The sequence below is a fragment of the Streptomyces sp. NPDC030995 genome (genome assembly GCF_055571215.1).
Genome location: NZ_JBVIFS010000009.1, coordinates 105,496 through 120,211 on the forward strand (window position 1 = coordinate 105,496; position 14,716 = coordinate 120,211).

Annotated in this window: 10 protein-coding genes; 5 read left to right on the plus strand and 5 right to left on the minus strand. The window is 72.0% G+C overall.

What is annotated here, in order from left to right; genetic code table 11:
• Positions 1-116: 116 nt before the first annotated feature.
• Positions 117-740, minus strand: a complete 624-nt coding sequence (locus ACZ45T_RS16545; RefSeq protein ID WP_468441985.1) for a helix-turn-helix domain-containing protein — start codon at positions 738-740, stop codon at positions 117-119.
• Between the two features lie 412 nt (positions 741-1,152).
• On the opposite strand from ACZ45T_RS16545, the gene ACZ45T_RS16550 reads away from it, so the two are divergent.
• Together ACZ45T_RS16550 and ACZ45T_RS16555 are read left to right on the plus strand one after the other, a co-directional pair.
• Positions 1,153-1,563, plus strand: a complete 411-nt coding sequence (locus ACZ45T_RS16550) for a MerR family transcriptional regulator (protein ID WP_468441740.1) — start codon at positions 1,153-1,155, stop codon at positions 1,561-1,563.
• Positions 1,560-1,913 (plus strand): thioredoxin family protein, encoded by a 354-nt coding sequence (locus ACZ45T_RS16555; protein ID WP_468441742.1) that lies wholly within the window; start codon positions 1,560-1,562, stop codon positions 1,911-1,913. The genes ACZ45T_RS16550 and ACZ45T_RS16555 overlap by 4 nt, the downstream gene beginning before the upstream one ends.
• On the opposite strand, the gene glgB is transcribed toward ACZ45T_RS16555, so the two are convergent.
• The 4 genes from glgB to ACZ45T_RS16575 form a co-directional block, all read right to left on the minus strand.
• On the minus strand, positions 1,903-4,227 hold the full coding sequence (glgB, locus tag ACZ45T_RS16560; protein WP_468441744.1) for a 1,4-alpha-glucan branching enzyme: 2,325 nt from the start codon (positions 4,225-4,227) through the stop codon (positions 1,903-1,905). The two genes, ACZ45T_RS16555 and glgB, sit on opposite strands and share 11 nt — an antisense overlap.
• Positions 4,224-5,654 carry a maltokinase N-terminal cap-like domain-containing protein gene (locus tag ACZ45T_RS16565; protein ID WP_468441746.1) on the minus strand — a complete coding sequence of 477 codons (1,431 nt, stop codon included), beginning with the start codon at positions 5,652-5,654 and terminating at the stop codon, positions 4,224-4,226. Before ACZ45T_RS16565 ends, glgB begins: the two co-directional genes overlap by 4 nt.
• Positions 5,655-5,807: 153 nt before the next feature.
• Positions 5,808-7,502: a maltose alpha-D-glucosyltransferase gene (treS, locus tag ACZ45T_RS16570; RefSeq protein ID WP_468441748.1), complete on the minus strand. Its 1,695-nt coding sequence runs from the start codon at positions 7,500-7,502 to the stop codon at positions 5,808-5,810.
• Positions 7,499-9,493, minus strand: a complete 1,995-nt coding sequence (locus tag ACZ45T_RS16575; RefSeq protein ID WP_468441750.1) for an alpha-1,4-glucan--maltose-1-phosphate maltosyltransferase — start codon at positions 9,491-9,493, stop codon at positions 7,499-7,501. The genes treS and ACZ45T_RS16575 overlap by 4 nt, the downstream gene beginning before the upstream one ends.
• A gap of 507 nt (positions 9,494-10,000) precedes the next feature.
• Between ACZ45T_RS16575 and ACZ45T_RS16580 the strand changes: the two genes are divergently transcribed.
• From ACZ45T_RS16580 to ACZ45T_RS16590, 3 genes are all read left to right on the plus strand, one after another.
• Entirely contained in the window at positions 10,001-10,954 is a 954-nt protein-coding gene (locus ACZ45T_RS16580) for an AraC-like ligand-binding domain-containing protein (protein ID WP_468441752.1), read from the plus strand.
• A 182-nt stretch (positions 10,955-11,136) separates the two neighbouring features.
• Positions 11,137-13,773 carry an alpha-glucan family phosphorylase gene (gene glgP / locus ACZ45T_RS16585; RefSeq protein WP_468441754.1) on the plus strand — a complete coding sequence of 879 codons (2,637 nt, stop codon included), beginning with the start codon at positions 11,137-11,139 and terminating at the stop codon, positions 13,771-13,773.
• 188 nt (positions 13,774-13,961) lie between these two features.
• Positions 13,962-14,636 (plus strand): hypothetical protein, encoded by a 675-nt coding sequence (locus ACZ45T_RS16590; protein ID WP_468441756.1) that lies wholly within the window; start codon positions 13,962-13,964, stop codon positions 14,634-14,636.
• The last annotated feature ends 80 nt before the right edge of the window (positions 14,637-14,716 follow it).

Sequence of the window (14,716 nt, forward strand, 5' to 3'; positions counted from 1 at the left end):
TTTCCCCCTGGTTTTGGCGGAAGAACTCCCCTGCCCCTCCGCTTTTCCCAGCGGCCCGGGGCCGTTCGCGTGTGTCCTGTGTCCTGTGTCCTGTGTCCTGTGTGCCGTCGCGCGGCCTACGCCGCACCGCCCGCGAGGTACCAGAAGCGGTCCACGATCTCGGCGAGGAACTCCCGGCCCGAGTCCCCGCTGCCGGCCTCGCCCTGGCCGCCGCCCCAGCTGAGCGTCGCGACCATCCGCGACTGGTAGTCCCCGTGCAGCTGCTCCAGGACCCGCTCCAGGTTGGGCTTGGGGACCGGCAGCAGCTTGCCCAGCGGCTTGACGTACGCCTGCCAGCGCGTGGTCACCGCACTGCGCAGCAGGTCGGCCAGCTCCTCGTGCTTGCCGGTCGCCGTCACGAACTGGGCCAGCGTCAGACCCAGCACGGTGGCGAGGGCGGCGGACTGCCGCTCGTTGCCCTTCCAGCGCCCGGTGTCCTCCATCTTCTGGTACGAGCCCGTCTCCAGGCCGATGCGCCGGGCCAGCTCGTCCGCCGCCAGCCCCCGGGAGATCCGGTGCTCCCGCAGGGTGACCGGCTCGGCGAGCAGCTCCCCGGGCGCGCACCACAGGACGCCGGCGAGCGCCGTGAGCTCGACGGACGAGGGCGATATCTCGCCACGCTCCCACGCCATCACGGTCTCGGGCGCGACGACGAGTCCGTACTGGGCGCGCAGGCCGTAGGCGACATGTCCGGGAGCCATGCCCAGGGCCGCGCGCAGACGACGCGCGGCGGGGGCATTGAAAGGTGGGCTGGAGTGCACACGGCACACGGTAGAAGTGGCCGGGCTGCGGCGCCTACAGACCAAACAAACAAGCCCATAACTCGTAGGAACGTCCTATGGAGTGAGAGGGCTTTCGGCGGGTTTCTCGGCGACTGTCCGGTAATCGGTGCGCTCGAAGATCCTTTCCATGGGTACGGTTCCAGCCAATGCCCGTCGACGCAAGAGCCGTCACACCCTTCACACAACTTGAACCGGCCACCTTTGCCATCCGTGCACCCTCACGGGGCCCTCGCATACGGGGGTGGCGAGGGCCCCGCCCCGCCCCCACTCGCGCCCCGCCCCCGTTCCCGCCCCTTGCCTTGACGTCGGCGTCAAGGAATACGGTCGCTCCATGCGCATCGGCGAACTGGCGGAGCGGGCCGGGACCAGCACCCGGACGCTCAGGTACTACGAGTCGCGCGGGCTGCTGCCCGCACGGCGGGCCGACAACGGCTACCGGACCTACGACGAGGAAGACCTGCGGCTGCTGGCCCAGATCCGCACGCTCCAGGACTTCGGCTTCGAGCTGGAGGAGACCCGGCCCTTCGTGGACTGCCTGAGGGCCGGCCACCCGGCCGGCGACTCATGCCCGGCCTCGCTCGCCGTGTACCGGCGCAAGCTCGCCGAGCTGGACGGCCTGATCGGCCAGCTGGCGGACGTACGGGACCAGGTCGGGCGGCAGCTGGCCGCCGCGGAGGCGGCGGCCGGCGAGGCCGCCGTGCCGCTCTGCGAGATGACGATACGAGAAGGGAACACGACATGATCCACGCACAGGGCGTGCCCGAGGTGACCGACGCCGACTTCGCGACCGAGGTGCTCGGGGAGCGGGGGCGGCCCGTCCTCGTGGAGTTCACCGCGGACTGGTGCCCGCCGTGCCGGCAGCTCGCGCCCGTGCTGTCGGCCGTGGCCGCCGAGGAGGCCGCCCGGCTGAAGGTCGTACAGATCGACGTGGACAGCAACCCCGGATCCGTCGCGCGGTACGGGGTGCTGTCCATGCCGACCATGCTCCTCTTCCGTGACGGCGAGCCCGTCAAGCAGATGATCGGCCTGCGCGCCAAGCGCAAGCTGCTCCAGGAGCTGGAGGAGGAGCTGGCGGCGGCCGCTACGGCCTGAACCAGAGCGTCGCCAGGGGTGGGAGGGTCATGCGCAGGCTCGCCGGGCGGCCCTGCGCCGGCACCGGCTCGGGCCGCAGCGGCCGCGTGTGGTGGATGCCGCTGCCCCCGTAGACCTCCATGTCGGTGTTGAGGACCTCCCGCCACTGCGGGACCTCCTCCGGCACCCCGATCCGGTAGCCGTGCCGCACCACGGGCGAGAAGTTCGACACCGCGAGCAGCTGCGAGCCGTCCTGCGCGTACCGCAGGAAGGCGAAGACGTTGTCCTCCGCGGCGTCCGCCTCCACCCAGGCGAAGCCCTCCGGCACGCTGTCCCGCTCCCACAGTGCGGGCGCCACCGTGTACGTACGGTTCAGGTCGCGCACGAGGCTGCGTACGCCCCGGTGGTCGCCGGCCGCCGCGTAGGAGTCGTCCAGCACCCACCAGTCCGGCCCGTACATCTCCGACCACTCCGAGCCCTGGGCGAACTCCTGCCCCATGAAGAGCAGTTGCTTGCCCGGGTGGGCCCACATGAAGCCCAGGTACGCCCGGTGCGCGGCCCGCTGCTGCCACCAGTCGCCGCCGGGCATCTTCGACACCAGCGAGCGCTTGCCGTGCACCACTTCGTCGTGCGAGATCGGCAGCACGAAGTTCTCGCTGAAGGCGTAGACCATCCCGAAGGTCATGTCGTGGTGGTGGTACTTGCGGTGCACCGACTCCTTCGACATGTAGCGCAGCGTGTCGTGCATCCAGCCCATGTTCCACTTCAGGCCGAAGCCCAGCCCGCCCGCGTCCGTCGGCAGGGTCACGCCCGCCCACGCCGTGGACTCCTCCGCGATCGTCACCACGCCCGGGCAGCGCCGGTACACGGTGGCGTTCATCTCCTGGAGGAACGCCACCGCGTCCAGGTTCTCCCGCCCGCCGTTCTCGTTCGGCGCCCACTCGCCCTCGGCGCGCGAGTAGTCGAGGTAGAGCATCGAGGCCACCGCGTCCACGCGCAGCCCGTCCACGTGGAACTCCTCGCACCAGTACACGGCGTTGGCGACGAGGAAGTTGCGGACCTCCTTGCGGCCGTAGTCGAACTCCAGCGTCCCCCAGTCCGGGTGCGCGGCCCGCCGCGGGTCCTGGTGCTCGTACAGGGGCCGCCCGTCGAACTCCGCGAGCGCCCAGTCGTCGCGCGGGAAGTGCGCCGGCACCCAGTCCACGATCACCCCGATCCCGGCCCGGTGCAGCGCGTCCACGAGGAAGCGGAAGTCGTCCGGGGTGCCCATCCGCGAGGTCGGGGCGTAGAAACCGGTGACCTGGTAGCCCCACGAGCCGCCGAAGGGGTGCTCGGCGACCGGCATCAGCTCCACGTGCGTGAAGCCCAGCTCCTTCACGTACGCCGGGAGCTGCTCGGCGAGCTGCCGGTACGAGAGCCCGGGCCGCCAGGAGGCCAGGTGCAGCTCGTACACCGAGAAGGGGGCCTGGTGCGGGGGCCGGGCGCCGCGCTCCGCCATCCACCCTGCGTCCTGCCACTCGTACCGGGAGGCGGTGACCACCGAGGCGTTCGCCGGGGGCACCTCCGCGGCCCGGGCCATCGGGTCGGCGCGCAGGGTGTGGCTGCCGTCCGGGCGCGTGATGTCGTACTTGTAGAGCGCACCGGCGCCCACGCCGGGCAGGAACAGCTCCCACACGCCCGTGGCGCCGAGCGAGCGCATCGGGTAGGCGACGGAGTCCCAGTACGAGAAGTCCCCGGTGACCCGCACCCCCTGGGCGTTCGGCGCCCACACCGTGAACCGGGTCCCCGCCACGCCCTGGTGCTCCATCGGCTCGGAGCCCAGCGCCTTCCACAGCTGCTCGTGGCGGCCCTCGCCGATCAGGTGCAGGTCCAGCTCGCCGAGGGCGGGCAGGAACCGGTACGGGTCGTGGACCTCCACCTCGTCGCTGTCGTACGTCACCAGCAGCCGGTACTCCGGCACCCCGGTCAGCGGCAGCAGCCCGGAGAACAGTCCGTCGCCGTCGTCGAAGAGCTCGGCCCGCAGCCCCTTGGCGACGATGGTGACCGCCTTGGCGTGGGGGCGCAGCACGCGGAAGGCCACCCCGCCCCGCTGGGTACGGGCACCCAGCACGGCGTGCGGATCGTGGTGGCGGCCCTCCAGCAGCCGGGCCCGTTCGTCACCGCCGAGCGCGGGCGCCTGCCGGACCCCGTGGGGCGGGGCGGCGCGGCGGGCCCGGGGCGCGCGGGCCTTCTTGGGGGCGGCCGGGGCGGCCGGAGCGGCTGGCGCGGCCGCGGTGGCCGGAACGGTTGCGGCTTCCTCGCGGACGGTCGGTGACGGCTGTCGTGCGGCGCTCACGCGAGCGGCCTCCTCGGGGGCTTCGGTCGGGGGGTGACGCCCGGGGTGGGCGGGGGCATGCGGTGGGCGGGGCGCTGCGGCTCCGAGAGCCGCCGGATCGCGGCCATCGGAACGTGCAGCCAGTCGGGGCGGTGCCGCGACTCGTAACGGGCCTCGTACACCGCCTTGTCGGTCTCGTACGCGCGCAGCAGTACGGGGTCCTCGCGAGGGTCCCGGCCGGTGGTGCGGGCGTAGCCCTCGCAGAAGGCGGCCCGGCAGTCGTCCGCCCAGGCGGGGGCGAACGGCCGGTGCGAGCGGGCGGCGTAGTCGAAGGAGCGCAGTATCCCGGCGATGTCGCGGACCGCCGGTTCGGGACGGCGCCGGTCGGCCAGCGGCCGGGCCGGCTCGCCCTCGAAGTCGATCAACGACCAGCTCCCGTCGAGGGTGCGCAGGGTCTGACCCAGATGGAGGTCCCCGTGGATCCGCTGGGCGGGCACCCCCGCCCCCCGGGAGGCGGCCAGCGCGTCGAAGGCCCCCCGCAGCCCCGCCTCGTAGGGCCGCAGCGCGGGCACCTCCCGGGCGGTGGCGGCGAGCCGCGCCGTCATCCCCGCGGCCAGCCGGGCGGTCTGCTCCGGGCCGAGCGCCACGGTGGGCAGGGCCGCGGCGAGCGCACTGTGCACCTCGGCGGTGGCCCGGCCGAGCGCGTGCGCCTCGGTGGTGAAATCGGCCCCGGCATCGAGCCGGCGCAGTGCGAGCTGCCAGCCGTCGTCGGAGCCGCGCAGATACGGCTGGAGCACGCCCAGGGTCAGCGGCTCGCTCCCGGGCAGCTCGGCCTCGTACCAGGCGACGGGCGCCGGGACGCGGGCGCAGCCGGCGGCGGCCAGCGCCCTGGGCAGCTCCAGGTCCGGGTTGACCCCGGGGCCGACCCGGCGGAACACCTTCAGGATGAACGAATCTCCGTAGATCAGGGACGAGTTGGTCTGCTCGCCGGACAGCGGCCGGGGCGCGAGCCCGGCCGGGATCGGCGTGGCCGGGTCCCGGTCGAAGCGCAGCGGGCCGAGCGCGCCGGGAGAGCGCAGCCGCTCCAGCAGCATGGCCGCGAGCCGGGGATCGCCCAGCGCCTCGTAGACCACCCGGCCGGCGTACGGGCCGTCCTCGGCCTGGCCGATCAGGGTGGGCGCGAGCGCGGGCGGCAGGGACGGGCGGATGCCCAGCAGCAGTTGGTAGCAGTCCCCGTCGACATCGAGGAGCAGGTGCAGCAGTCCGGGGGTGGAACCCGGCGGCAGCAGCTCGGCCGCCGAGACGGTCCTGAGCCTGTCGATCGTGCGGCCCTTGCCCGCGAACCAGCGCTGTGCGGGCAGCCAGGCCCTGAGCATCGGTTCCAACGGGCCGATCCCGGCGGCCCGGTCGGCCGTCAGCCGACTCCGGGCGGATGCAGCCTCCGACATGGCGTCGCGTCCTTTCCCCGGGCCGTCACAGAATGCGCAGAGTGTCCCGGATGCGCGGCAGTTGCTTATCCGGCATGTGCGAGTGTCGGGTCAGGATGATCCGTACAGGGGCGGGCGCTTGACCCATCCGAGTCACCCGCCCCGTACGCGTGGCTATTCCTTGCGCAGCCTGAACCAGTAGAAACCGTGCCCGGCCAGCGTCAGCAGGTACGGCCACTCGCCGATCGGCGGGAAGCGCACGTCACCCGTGAGCTCCACCGGGACCCGCCCGTTGAACGACCGCAGATCCAGCTCGGTGGGCTGCGCGAAGCGCGAGAAGTTGTGCACGCACAGCACCAGGTCGTCCCCGAACTCGCGCAGGAACGCGAGCACGGCCGGGTTGGACGAGGGCAGTTCGGTGTACGAGCCGAGTCCGAAGGCGGGGTTCGCCTTGCGGATCTCGATCAGCCGCCGGGTCCAGTGCAGCAGCGAGGAGGGCGACGCCATGGCCGCCTCGACATTGGTGACCTGGTACCCGTAGACCGGGTCCATGATGACCGGCAGGTTCAGCCTGCCCGGATCGCAGGAGGAGAAACCGGCGTTGCGGTCCGGGGTCCACTGCATCGGGGTGCGCACGCCGTCGCGGTCGCCCAGCCAGATGTTGTCGCCCATGCCGATCTCGTCGCCGTAGTACAGGATCGGCGAGCCGGGCAGGGACAGCAGCAGGGCGGTGAACAGCTCGATCTGGTTGCGGTCGTTGTCCAGGAGCGGGGCGAGCCGGCGCCGGATGCCGATGTTGGCCCGCATCCGCGGGTCCTTGGCGTACTCGGCGTACATGTAGTCGCGCTCTTCGTCGGTGACCATTTCGAGGGTGAGCTCGTCGTGGTTGCGCAGGAAGATGCCCCACTGGCAGCGGTCCGGGATCGCCGGTGTCTTGGCCAGGATTTCGGAGACCGGGTAGCGGGACTCCCGCCGGACGGCCATGAAGATGCGCGGCATGACGGGGAAGTGGAAGGCCATGTGGCACTCGTCCCCGCCCTTCGCGTAGTCCCCGAAGTAGTCGACGACGTCCTCGGGCCACTGGTTGGCCTCGGCGAGCAGCACGGTGTCCGGGTAGTGCGCGTCGATCTCCGCCCGGACCCGCTTGAGGAGCTGGTGGGTGCGGGGCAGGTTCTCGCAGTTGGTGCCCTCCTCGGCGTACAGGTAGGGCACGGCGTCGAGGCGGAAGCCGTCGATGCCGAGGTCGAGCCAGAACCGCAGGGCGGAGACGATCTCCTCCACCACGGCCGGGTTCTCGTAGTTGAGGTCCGGCTGGTGGGAGAAGAAGCGGTGCCAGTAGTACTGCTTGCGGACGGGGTCGTACGTCCAGTTCGAGGTCTCGGTGTCGACGAAGATGATGCGGGCGTCCTGGTATTGCTTGTCGTTGTCGGCCCACATGTAGTAGTCGCCGTACGGGCCCTCGGGGTCCTTGCGCGACTGCTGGAACCACTCGTGCTGGTCGCTGGTGTGGTTCATGACGAAGTCGATGATCACCCGCATGCCGCGGGTGTGCGCGGCGTCCACGAACTCCACGAAGTCGGCGAGGTCGCCGAACTCGGGGAGCACGGAGGTGTAGTCGGCGACGTCGTAACCCCCGTCGCGCAGGGGTGAGGCGAAGAACGGCGGCAGCCAGAGGCAGTCGACACCGAGCCACTGGAGGTAGTCCAGTTTGCCGGTGAGCCCCTTGAGGTCCCCGACGCCGTCGCCGTTGCTGTCGTGGAAGGAGCGGACGAGGACCTCGTAGAAGACCGCCCGCTTGAACCAGTCGGGATCGCGGTCCTTGGCGGGGGTGTCCTCGAAGGTGTCGTGGACGGGATCGTTGATCATCATGTGGTGGGTGACCCTCCGGTGGGCGGGGACGGTCGCAGAGCGGCCAGTACGTGCGCGGGCGTTCGGCCCGGCTCTAGGCGCACGTAGTTCGCCCTGCCCCAGTGATAGGTCTCGCCGGTGAGCTCGTCGCGCACCGCGAGGGACCCGTGCCAGTCGAGGCCGAGTACCGGCATGTCCAACGAGACCGTCGCCTCCTGGGTGTGGTGCGGATCGAGGTTGACGACCACCAGTACGGAATTGGCTCCGGCGTGCTTCGAATAGGCGATCACCTGTTCGTTGTCGGTCGAGTGGAAGTGGATGTCGCGCAGCTGCTGGAGGGCCGGGTTGCGGCGGCGCAGCCGGTTCAGGGCGGTGATCAGCGGGGCGATGGTGCGGCCCTCGCGCTCGGCGGCCGCCCAGTCGCGGGGGCGCAGCTCGTACTTCTCGGAGTTCAGGTACTCCTCGCTGCCCTCCCTGACCGGCTCGTTCTCGCAGAGCTCGTATCCGGCGTAGACCCCCCAGGCGGGGGAGAGGGTGGCGGCGAGCACCGCCCGGACCTCGAAGGCGGGGCGGCCGCCCCGCTGAAGGTACTCATGGAGGATGTCGGGGGTGTTGACGAAGAAGTTCGGCCGCATGACGGAGGCCGAGGGGGCGGCGGCGAGCTCGGTCAGGTACTCGGTGAGCTCGGCCTTGGTGTTGCGCCAGGTGAAGTACGTGTACGACTGCTGGAAGCCGACCGCGGCCAGCGCGCGCATCATCGCGGGCCGGGTGAAGGCCTCCGCCAGGAAGATCACGTCGGGGTCGGACTTGTTGATGTCCGCGATCACCTTCTGCCAGAAGACGACCGGCTTGGTGTGCGGATTGTCGACCCGGAAGATGCGGACGCCGTGCTCCATCCAGTACCGCAGGATCCGGCAGGTCTCCGCGACGATGCCGGCCATGTCGGTGTCGAAGTGGATCGGGTAGATGTCCTGGTACTTCTTCGGCGGGTTCTCGGCGTACGCGATCGTCCCGTCGGCGCGGTGGCGGAACCACTCCGGGTGCTTCTCCACCCAGGGGTGGTCGGGGGAGCACTGGAGGGCGAAGTCCAGGGCGATCTCCAGGCGCAGCTCGCGGGCGCGCGCGACGAAGGCGTCGAAGTCCTCGATGGTGCCGAGCTCGGGGTGAACGGCGTCGTGCCCGCCCTCGGTCGAGCCGATGGCCCAGGGCACACCGGGATCCCAACTCCCGGCGGAGAGCGTGTTGTTCGGGCCCTTGCGGTGGGTGGAGCCGATCGGGTGGATGGGCGGCAGGTAGACCACGTCGAAGCCCATCGCGGCGATCGCGGGCAGCCGTTCGGCAGCGGTCCGGAAGGTCCCGCTGACGGGGGCCCGGCCGGGCTCCACCACGGCTCCCTCGGAGCGCGGGAACATCTCGTACCAGGAGCCGAAGAGGGCCCGCTTGCGCTCCACGAGGAGGGGCAGCGGCTTGGAGGCGGTGACCAGCTCCCGGTACGGGCGCCGGGCGAGCGCCGCGTCCACGGCGGGGGCGAGGGCGGCCGCGTGCCGTTCCCCGGCCGGCCGGTCCTCGTCCCGCATGATCTCGGCGGCGGCCAGTACGGCCTCGCGGCCGTCGCGCTTGGGAATGCGGGCGCCTGCCCGCGCGTAGAGCTCCGCGCCCTCCAGCAGCACGAGCCCGGTGTCGATCCCGGCCGGGATCTTGATCGCCGCGTGGGCCCGCCAGGTGGCCACCGGGTCGCTCCAGGCCTCGACGGCGTACGTCCACCTCCCCTCGACCTCGGCGGACACCCGGGCCCCCCACCGGTCGGTGCCGGGGGCGAGCTCGCGCAGTGGCACGGGGGGCCGCAGCCGCCCGCTCGGATCTCTCAGGACGAGGTGCGCGGAGACCGCGTCGTGTCCCTCGCGGAACACGGTGGCGGAGATCTCGAAGACCTCGTCCACGACCGCCTTGGCGGGTCTGGCGCCGCAGTCGACGGCGGGGCGGACGTCCAGCACGGGAATGCGACCGATCATGATGGGATCACCTGGGGGCAGTTCGCAGGGCTCGGTGACAACAGGCCAGCCGGTGTCACGGCTGGTAGTGCACGCTCTGTTCGCTCTGTTTCTAGCCGCTCTGAAGACGGCTGGGCTGCGGGCATGGCCGCTCCTGTCCGCGTTCACTCGGGTGGCGGGGAGAGGGTTTGTAAGCGGGTGCGCCGTGCGTGTACGACGTGTACCCGGGGAGCCCTTCCCACTCTCACCGCGCCCAATCCGCACGTTCGGTCAACTACTCGTGCGTAGGGGAACGGGCCGTACCGGGGCCCGGGTCGACATCCGGTGAGCCTCCGTCAACTCGCCCGGGACCAAGTGCCGTAGGGGTGCGCAACGCCCGTCCCACCAGCCGCTCGGGCCACTCTGGAGGCCGTTGGGCGGGCCGCAGGGCGGGCCCAAGGGGCACAATGGCCCGTCGTCCCGAGTGGCGGGAACGGCCATGGGCGCGGGGGTCTTGAAAAGATGTGGTCGAAAATGTCCTCGGCTGCGGTGCCGGCAGCGGACAGGTTCGAATGGTTCGCCGATGTCGTCGCCACCGCGCTGGCGCCGACGCAACTCCACGAGCCCCACGGCGCCGACTTCCGGGCGGAAGCCGCCGCGCTCGATCTGGACCCGGTGGAGCTGTCGACCTTCGCCTGCACCCCCGTGCAGTCGCGTCGCACCGCGGCGCAGGTCCGGCAGAACGATCCGGAGCGCTACCAGTTCTCGCTCGTCACCGGATCCCCCATGTGGATGTCGCAGCGTCGCAACGACTCCGAGCTGACCGCCGGCGACATGGTGCTCCTCGACACCTCGCACCCCTACGGAGCGGGCGCGCGCGGCGACGACGGCCTCATCCGGAACATCGTCATTCAACTGCCCCGGCAGGCACTGCCCCTGCCGGCCGACAAGATGGACCGGCTGCTCGCACGGCGGATCTCCGGCGAGACGGGCATGGGGGCGATCCTGGCCGGATTCATGGGCACGCTGGGATCACACGCGGCCGAGTGCGGGCCCGCGGAGCGCAGCCGGCTGGGGAGGATCGCGCTCGACCTGATCACCGCATGCCTGGCCGAGCGCTGCGACGCCGACGAGGACGTGCCCGCCGAGGCGCGCACCCGCGTCCTGATGGAGCAGATCAGCGCCTTCATCGACCACAACCTCGGCGACCCGGGCCTGACACCGCAGGTCATCGCCGCCCGCCACCACATCTCGGTGCGCCGACTGCACCTGATGTTCCAGGACCAGCAGGACAGCGTCGCGGCCTCCATCCGCCGGCGCCGCATGGAACGCTGCCGCGCCGACCTCTCCCGGCCCGAACTGCTCGGCCGCCCCATCCATGCCGTCGCCGCCCGCTGGGGCTTCGGCAACGCCGCCTCCTTCAGCCGCGCCTTCCGCGAGGCGTACGGCATCAGCCCCAGCGAGCAGCGCGCGCGCCGTGGCGGCCTCGCGGGCTCCCCCTGAAGGTCACCCGTTTTGCTGCCCCCCGGCACGACGGCCCGGTTGACGCTGCCCGCTGCCGCGGACCGTCACCGGAGGCGCCATGGTCGGGAGGGAGTGCGCTCGCTAGCCTTCCGGGGGTGATGCATGGGCGCACAGCGTGGTGCGGCCGCTCCGATCCGTAATCCCCTGCGAAGGTGGAACACGTGAAGGCTATCCGTCGATTCACCGTGCGCCCCGTCCTCCCGGAACCCCTGCTGCCGCTCACCGACCTCGCGCGCAATCTGCGCTGGTCGTGGCATGCCGAGACCCGCGAACTCTTCCAATCCGTCGACCCCGAGGGCTGGCAGGCCGCCGGCGGCGATCCCGTCCGCCTGCTCGGCACCGTCTCCGCCGCCCGGCTCGCGGAACTGGCCGCAGACCGCCGCTTCCTGCGCCGGCTCGCCGTCGTCGCCGCCGACCTCGATGACTATGCGAACGGCGGGAGGTGGTACCAGGCGCAGGAGTCCGAAGGCGCCCTGCCCACCGGCATCGCCTATTTCTCCCCCGAGTTCGGCATCACCGCCGCCCTGCCCCAGTACTCCGGAGGCCTCGGCATCCTCGCCGGGGACCACCTGAAGGCCGCCAGTGACCTCGGCGTCCCGCTCATCGGCGTGGGCCTGCTCTACCGGCACGGCTACTTCCGGCAGTCGCTGTCCCGCGACGGCTGGCAGCAGGAGCACTACCCCGTACTCGACCCCAACGAGCTCCCGCTCGGCCTGCTCCGCCAGGACGACGGCTCACCCGCCCGCGTCTCGCTGACCCTGCCCGGCGGACGCGCCCTGCACGCCCACATCTGGCAGGCCCGCGTCGGCCGGGTGCCGCTGCTGCTCCTGGACTCCGACGTCGAGGACAACGACGCCGTGGCCCGCGAGGTGACCGACCGGCTCTACGGCGGCGGCAGCGACCACCGGCTGCTCCAGGAGATGCTGCTGGGCATCGGCGGTGTCCGCGCCGTCCGGCTGTACTGCGGACTCACCGGCCACCCCGACCCCGAGGTCTTCCACACCAACGAGGGCCACGCCGGCTTCCTCGGGCTGGAGCGCATAAGGGAACTGGAGAGGGAGCAGGGGCTCGGCTTCGACGCCTCCGTCGAGGCGGTGCGCGCCGGGACCGTGTTCACCACGCACACCCCCGTCCCGGCGGGGATCGACCGCTTCGAGCGGGCCCTGGTCGCCCGGCACTTCGGGGACGGCGGGGAACTGGCCGGCGTGCCGGTCGAGCGGATCCTGGAGCTGGGCGCAGAGACCTATCCCGGGGGTGACCCCGGGGTGTTCAACATGGCCGTGATGGGACTGCGGCTGGCCCAGCGGGCCAACGGGGTGTCCACCCTGCACGGCGCGGTCAGCCGGGAGATGTTCGCCGGGCTGTGGCCCGGCTTCGACCCGGCCGACGTGCCCATCACCTCGGTGACCAACGGGGTGCACGCCCCGACCTGGGTGGCCCCGGAGGTCGTCCGGCTCGGCGCCCGCCAGATCGGCGCGGGCCGGACCGAGGACGCCCTGTCGGTGGGCGGCTCCCAGCGCTGGGACGCGGTCGCCGAGATCCCGGACCAGGACGTGTGGGACCTGCGGCGGGTGCTGCGCGAGCAACTGGTGCAGGAGGTACGGGACCGGCTGCGGGCCTCCTGGCGCCAGCGCGGGGCCGCCGCCGCCGAACTGGGCTGGGTGGACTCCGTACTCGACCCGGACGTGCTGACCATCGGCTTCGCCCGGCGCGTGCCCTCGTACAAGCGCCTCACGCTGATGCTGCGGGACCCGGACCGGCTGCGCAGGCTGCTGCTGGACCCGGACCGGCCGGTGCAGATCGTGGTGGCGGGCAAGGCGCATCCGGCCGACGACGGCGGGAAGCGGCTCGTGCAGGAGCTGGTGCGGTTCGCGGACGACCCGCGGGTGCGGCACCGGATCGTCTTCCTGCCCGACTACGGCATGGCCATGGCGCAGAAGCTCTACCCCGGCTGCGACGTCTGGCTGAACAATCCGCTGCGGCCGCTGGAGGCGTGCGGGACCAGCGGGATGAAGGCCGCGCTGAACGGCTGTCTCAACCTGTCCGTGCTGGACGGGTGGTGGGACGAGTGGTTCGAGCCGGACTTCGGCTGGGCCATCCCGACCGCGGACGGACTCGGCGCCGACGAGGACCGGCGGGACCACCTGGAGGCCGGCGCCCTCTACGAGTTGATCGAGAACCGGGTCGCACCCCGGTTCTACGACCGGGTCGGCCGCACCGGGCTCCCGGTGCGGTGGATCGAGATGGTCCGGCGCACGCTGGTCTCGCTGGGTCCGAAGGTGCTCGCGGGTCGGATGGTGCGGGAGTACGTGGAACGGCTCTACGCGCCGGCCGCGCTGGCCCACCGCGCCCTCACCCCCGAGGCGGCGCGCGACCTCGCCTGGTGGAAGGGGCGGGTCCGGGCGGCCTGGCCGCGGGTCTCGGTCGAGCACGTGGAGGCGCTGGCCGCGGCTCCGGTGAACGGCACCGCCGAGCTGGGGGCCACGCTCACCCTGCGGGTGCAGGTGGCGCTGGACTCGCTCGCGCCCGAGGACGTGGAGGTGCAGGCCTTCGCCGGGCGGGTGGACCCGCAGGACGTGATCCGGGACGGGCGGACCTTCCCGCTCAAGCCGGCCGCGGGGCCGGACCTGGAGGGGCGCTGGGTGTACGAGGGCCCGCTCGCCCTCGACCGTACGGGGCCCTTCGGCTACACGGTCCGCATCCTGCCGGCGCACCCGCTGCTGGCCACTCCGGCCGAACTGGGGCTGGTCGCGGCCCCGGTCGACACGGACGCCGGGGGCGGCGTGCTGCTGCGGTGAGGGCGGGGGACGGGCGGCGGGCGGTGGGTCCGCCGGCCGCCCGTCCTCGGCGGGGATCCTGGGACCTCATGGGTGAACCTTCGAACGCGCTGGGCATGCGGAATCGTTTCGGCGGGTTCCGCTGCTCCTACGCTTCCCGCGGATGCCACCGGACCCGGCATCCGCGGAACCCGAGGAACGGACTCCCCATGCGTCTTCGCACCACAGCCGCCGTCTTCGTCGGCGCTCTCGCGCTCGTCCTGCCCACCGCCGGCCAGTCGCTGGCGGACGACCACGGCAGCAGCGGCCTCGGCACGCTGCACTACCGGTTCGTCGACGGTGGGGCCGAGCGCAGCGCGCAGATCCAGCCCGCGGACAACGACACCTGCTACGTGCTGACCCGCACCTCCGAGGACGAGCCCGCCGTCGAGGTGCGCAACGAGACGCAGTCGCTGGCGGTGCTCTTCGAAAACCGCGGCTGCAACGGCGAGGCGGAGAAGGTGCTGCAGCCGGGCGAGCGGGCCAACAGCGTGGAGGCCGTCTCGGTCTTCTTCAAGCCGGTGGTCGTGGACGGCGAGGGCCGCGGCGACGACAACGGCCGTGGTGACGACGGGCGCGAGGAACAGGCCCGCGAGGACCAGGGCCGTGGCGACCAGGGACGTGACGACCAGGCTCGTGAGGACCAGGGCCGTGAGGACCAGGGCCGTGAGGACCAGGCTCGCGAGGACCAGGCTCGCGAGGACCAGGGCCGTGGCGACCAGGGCCGTGAGGACCAGGCGAGTGAGGACCAGGGCCGCGGCGACCAGGGCCCTGCTGACTGGGATGGCCGGGACGACGAGGATGAGGACGACCTCTTCAGCGCCGTCTTCCGCGCCATCGGCTGACCCGGCGCCCGCAGGGCGGGGCCCCGTGGCGCGCGGGGCCCATGGGACAGGGCCGCCCGGGGAGGTCTTCTCCCGGGCGG

Excerpts from the sequence above, each read along its gene's own strand:
- ACZ45T_RS16590 (WP_468441756.1), top strand. The coding sequence starts at position 13,962 with ATGCGTCTTCGCACCACAGCCGCCGTCTTCGTCGGCGCTCTCGCGCTC.
- ACZ45T_RS16550 (WP_468441740.1), top strand. The coding sequence starts at position 1,153 with ATGCGCATCGGCGAACTGGCGGAGCGGGCCGGGACCAGCACCCGGACG.
- ACZ45T_RS16575 (WP_468441750.1), bottom strand. The coding sequence starts at position 9,493 with ATGATCGGTCGCATTCCCGTGCTGGACGTCCGCCCCGCCGTCGACTGC.
- ACZ45T_RS16555 (WP_468441742.1), top strand. The coding sequence starts at position 1,560 with ATGATCCACGCACAGGGCGTGCCCGAGGTGACCGACGCCGACTTCGCG.
- ACZ45T_RS16565 (WP_468441746.1), bottom strand. The coding sequence starts at position 5,654 with ATGTCGGAGGCTGCATCCGCCCGGAGTCGGCTGACGGCCGACCGGGCC.
- ACZ45T_RS16545 (WP_468441985.1), bottom strand. The coding sequence starts at position 740 with ATGGCTCCCGGACATGTCGCCTACGGCCTGCGCGCCCAGTACGGACTC.
- treS (WP_468441748.1), bottom strand. The coding sequence starts at position 7,502 with ATGATGATCAACGATCCCGTCCACGACACCTTCGAGGACACCCCCGCC.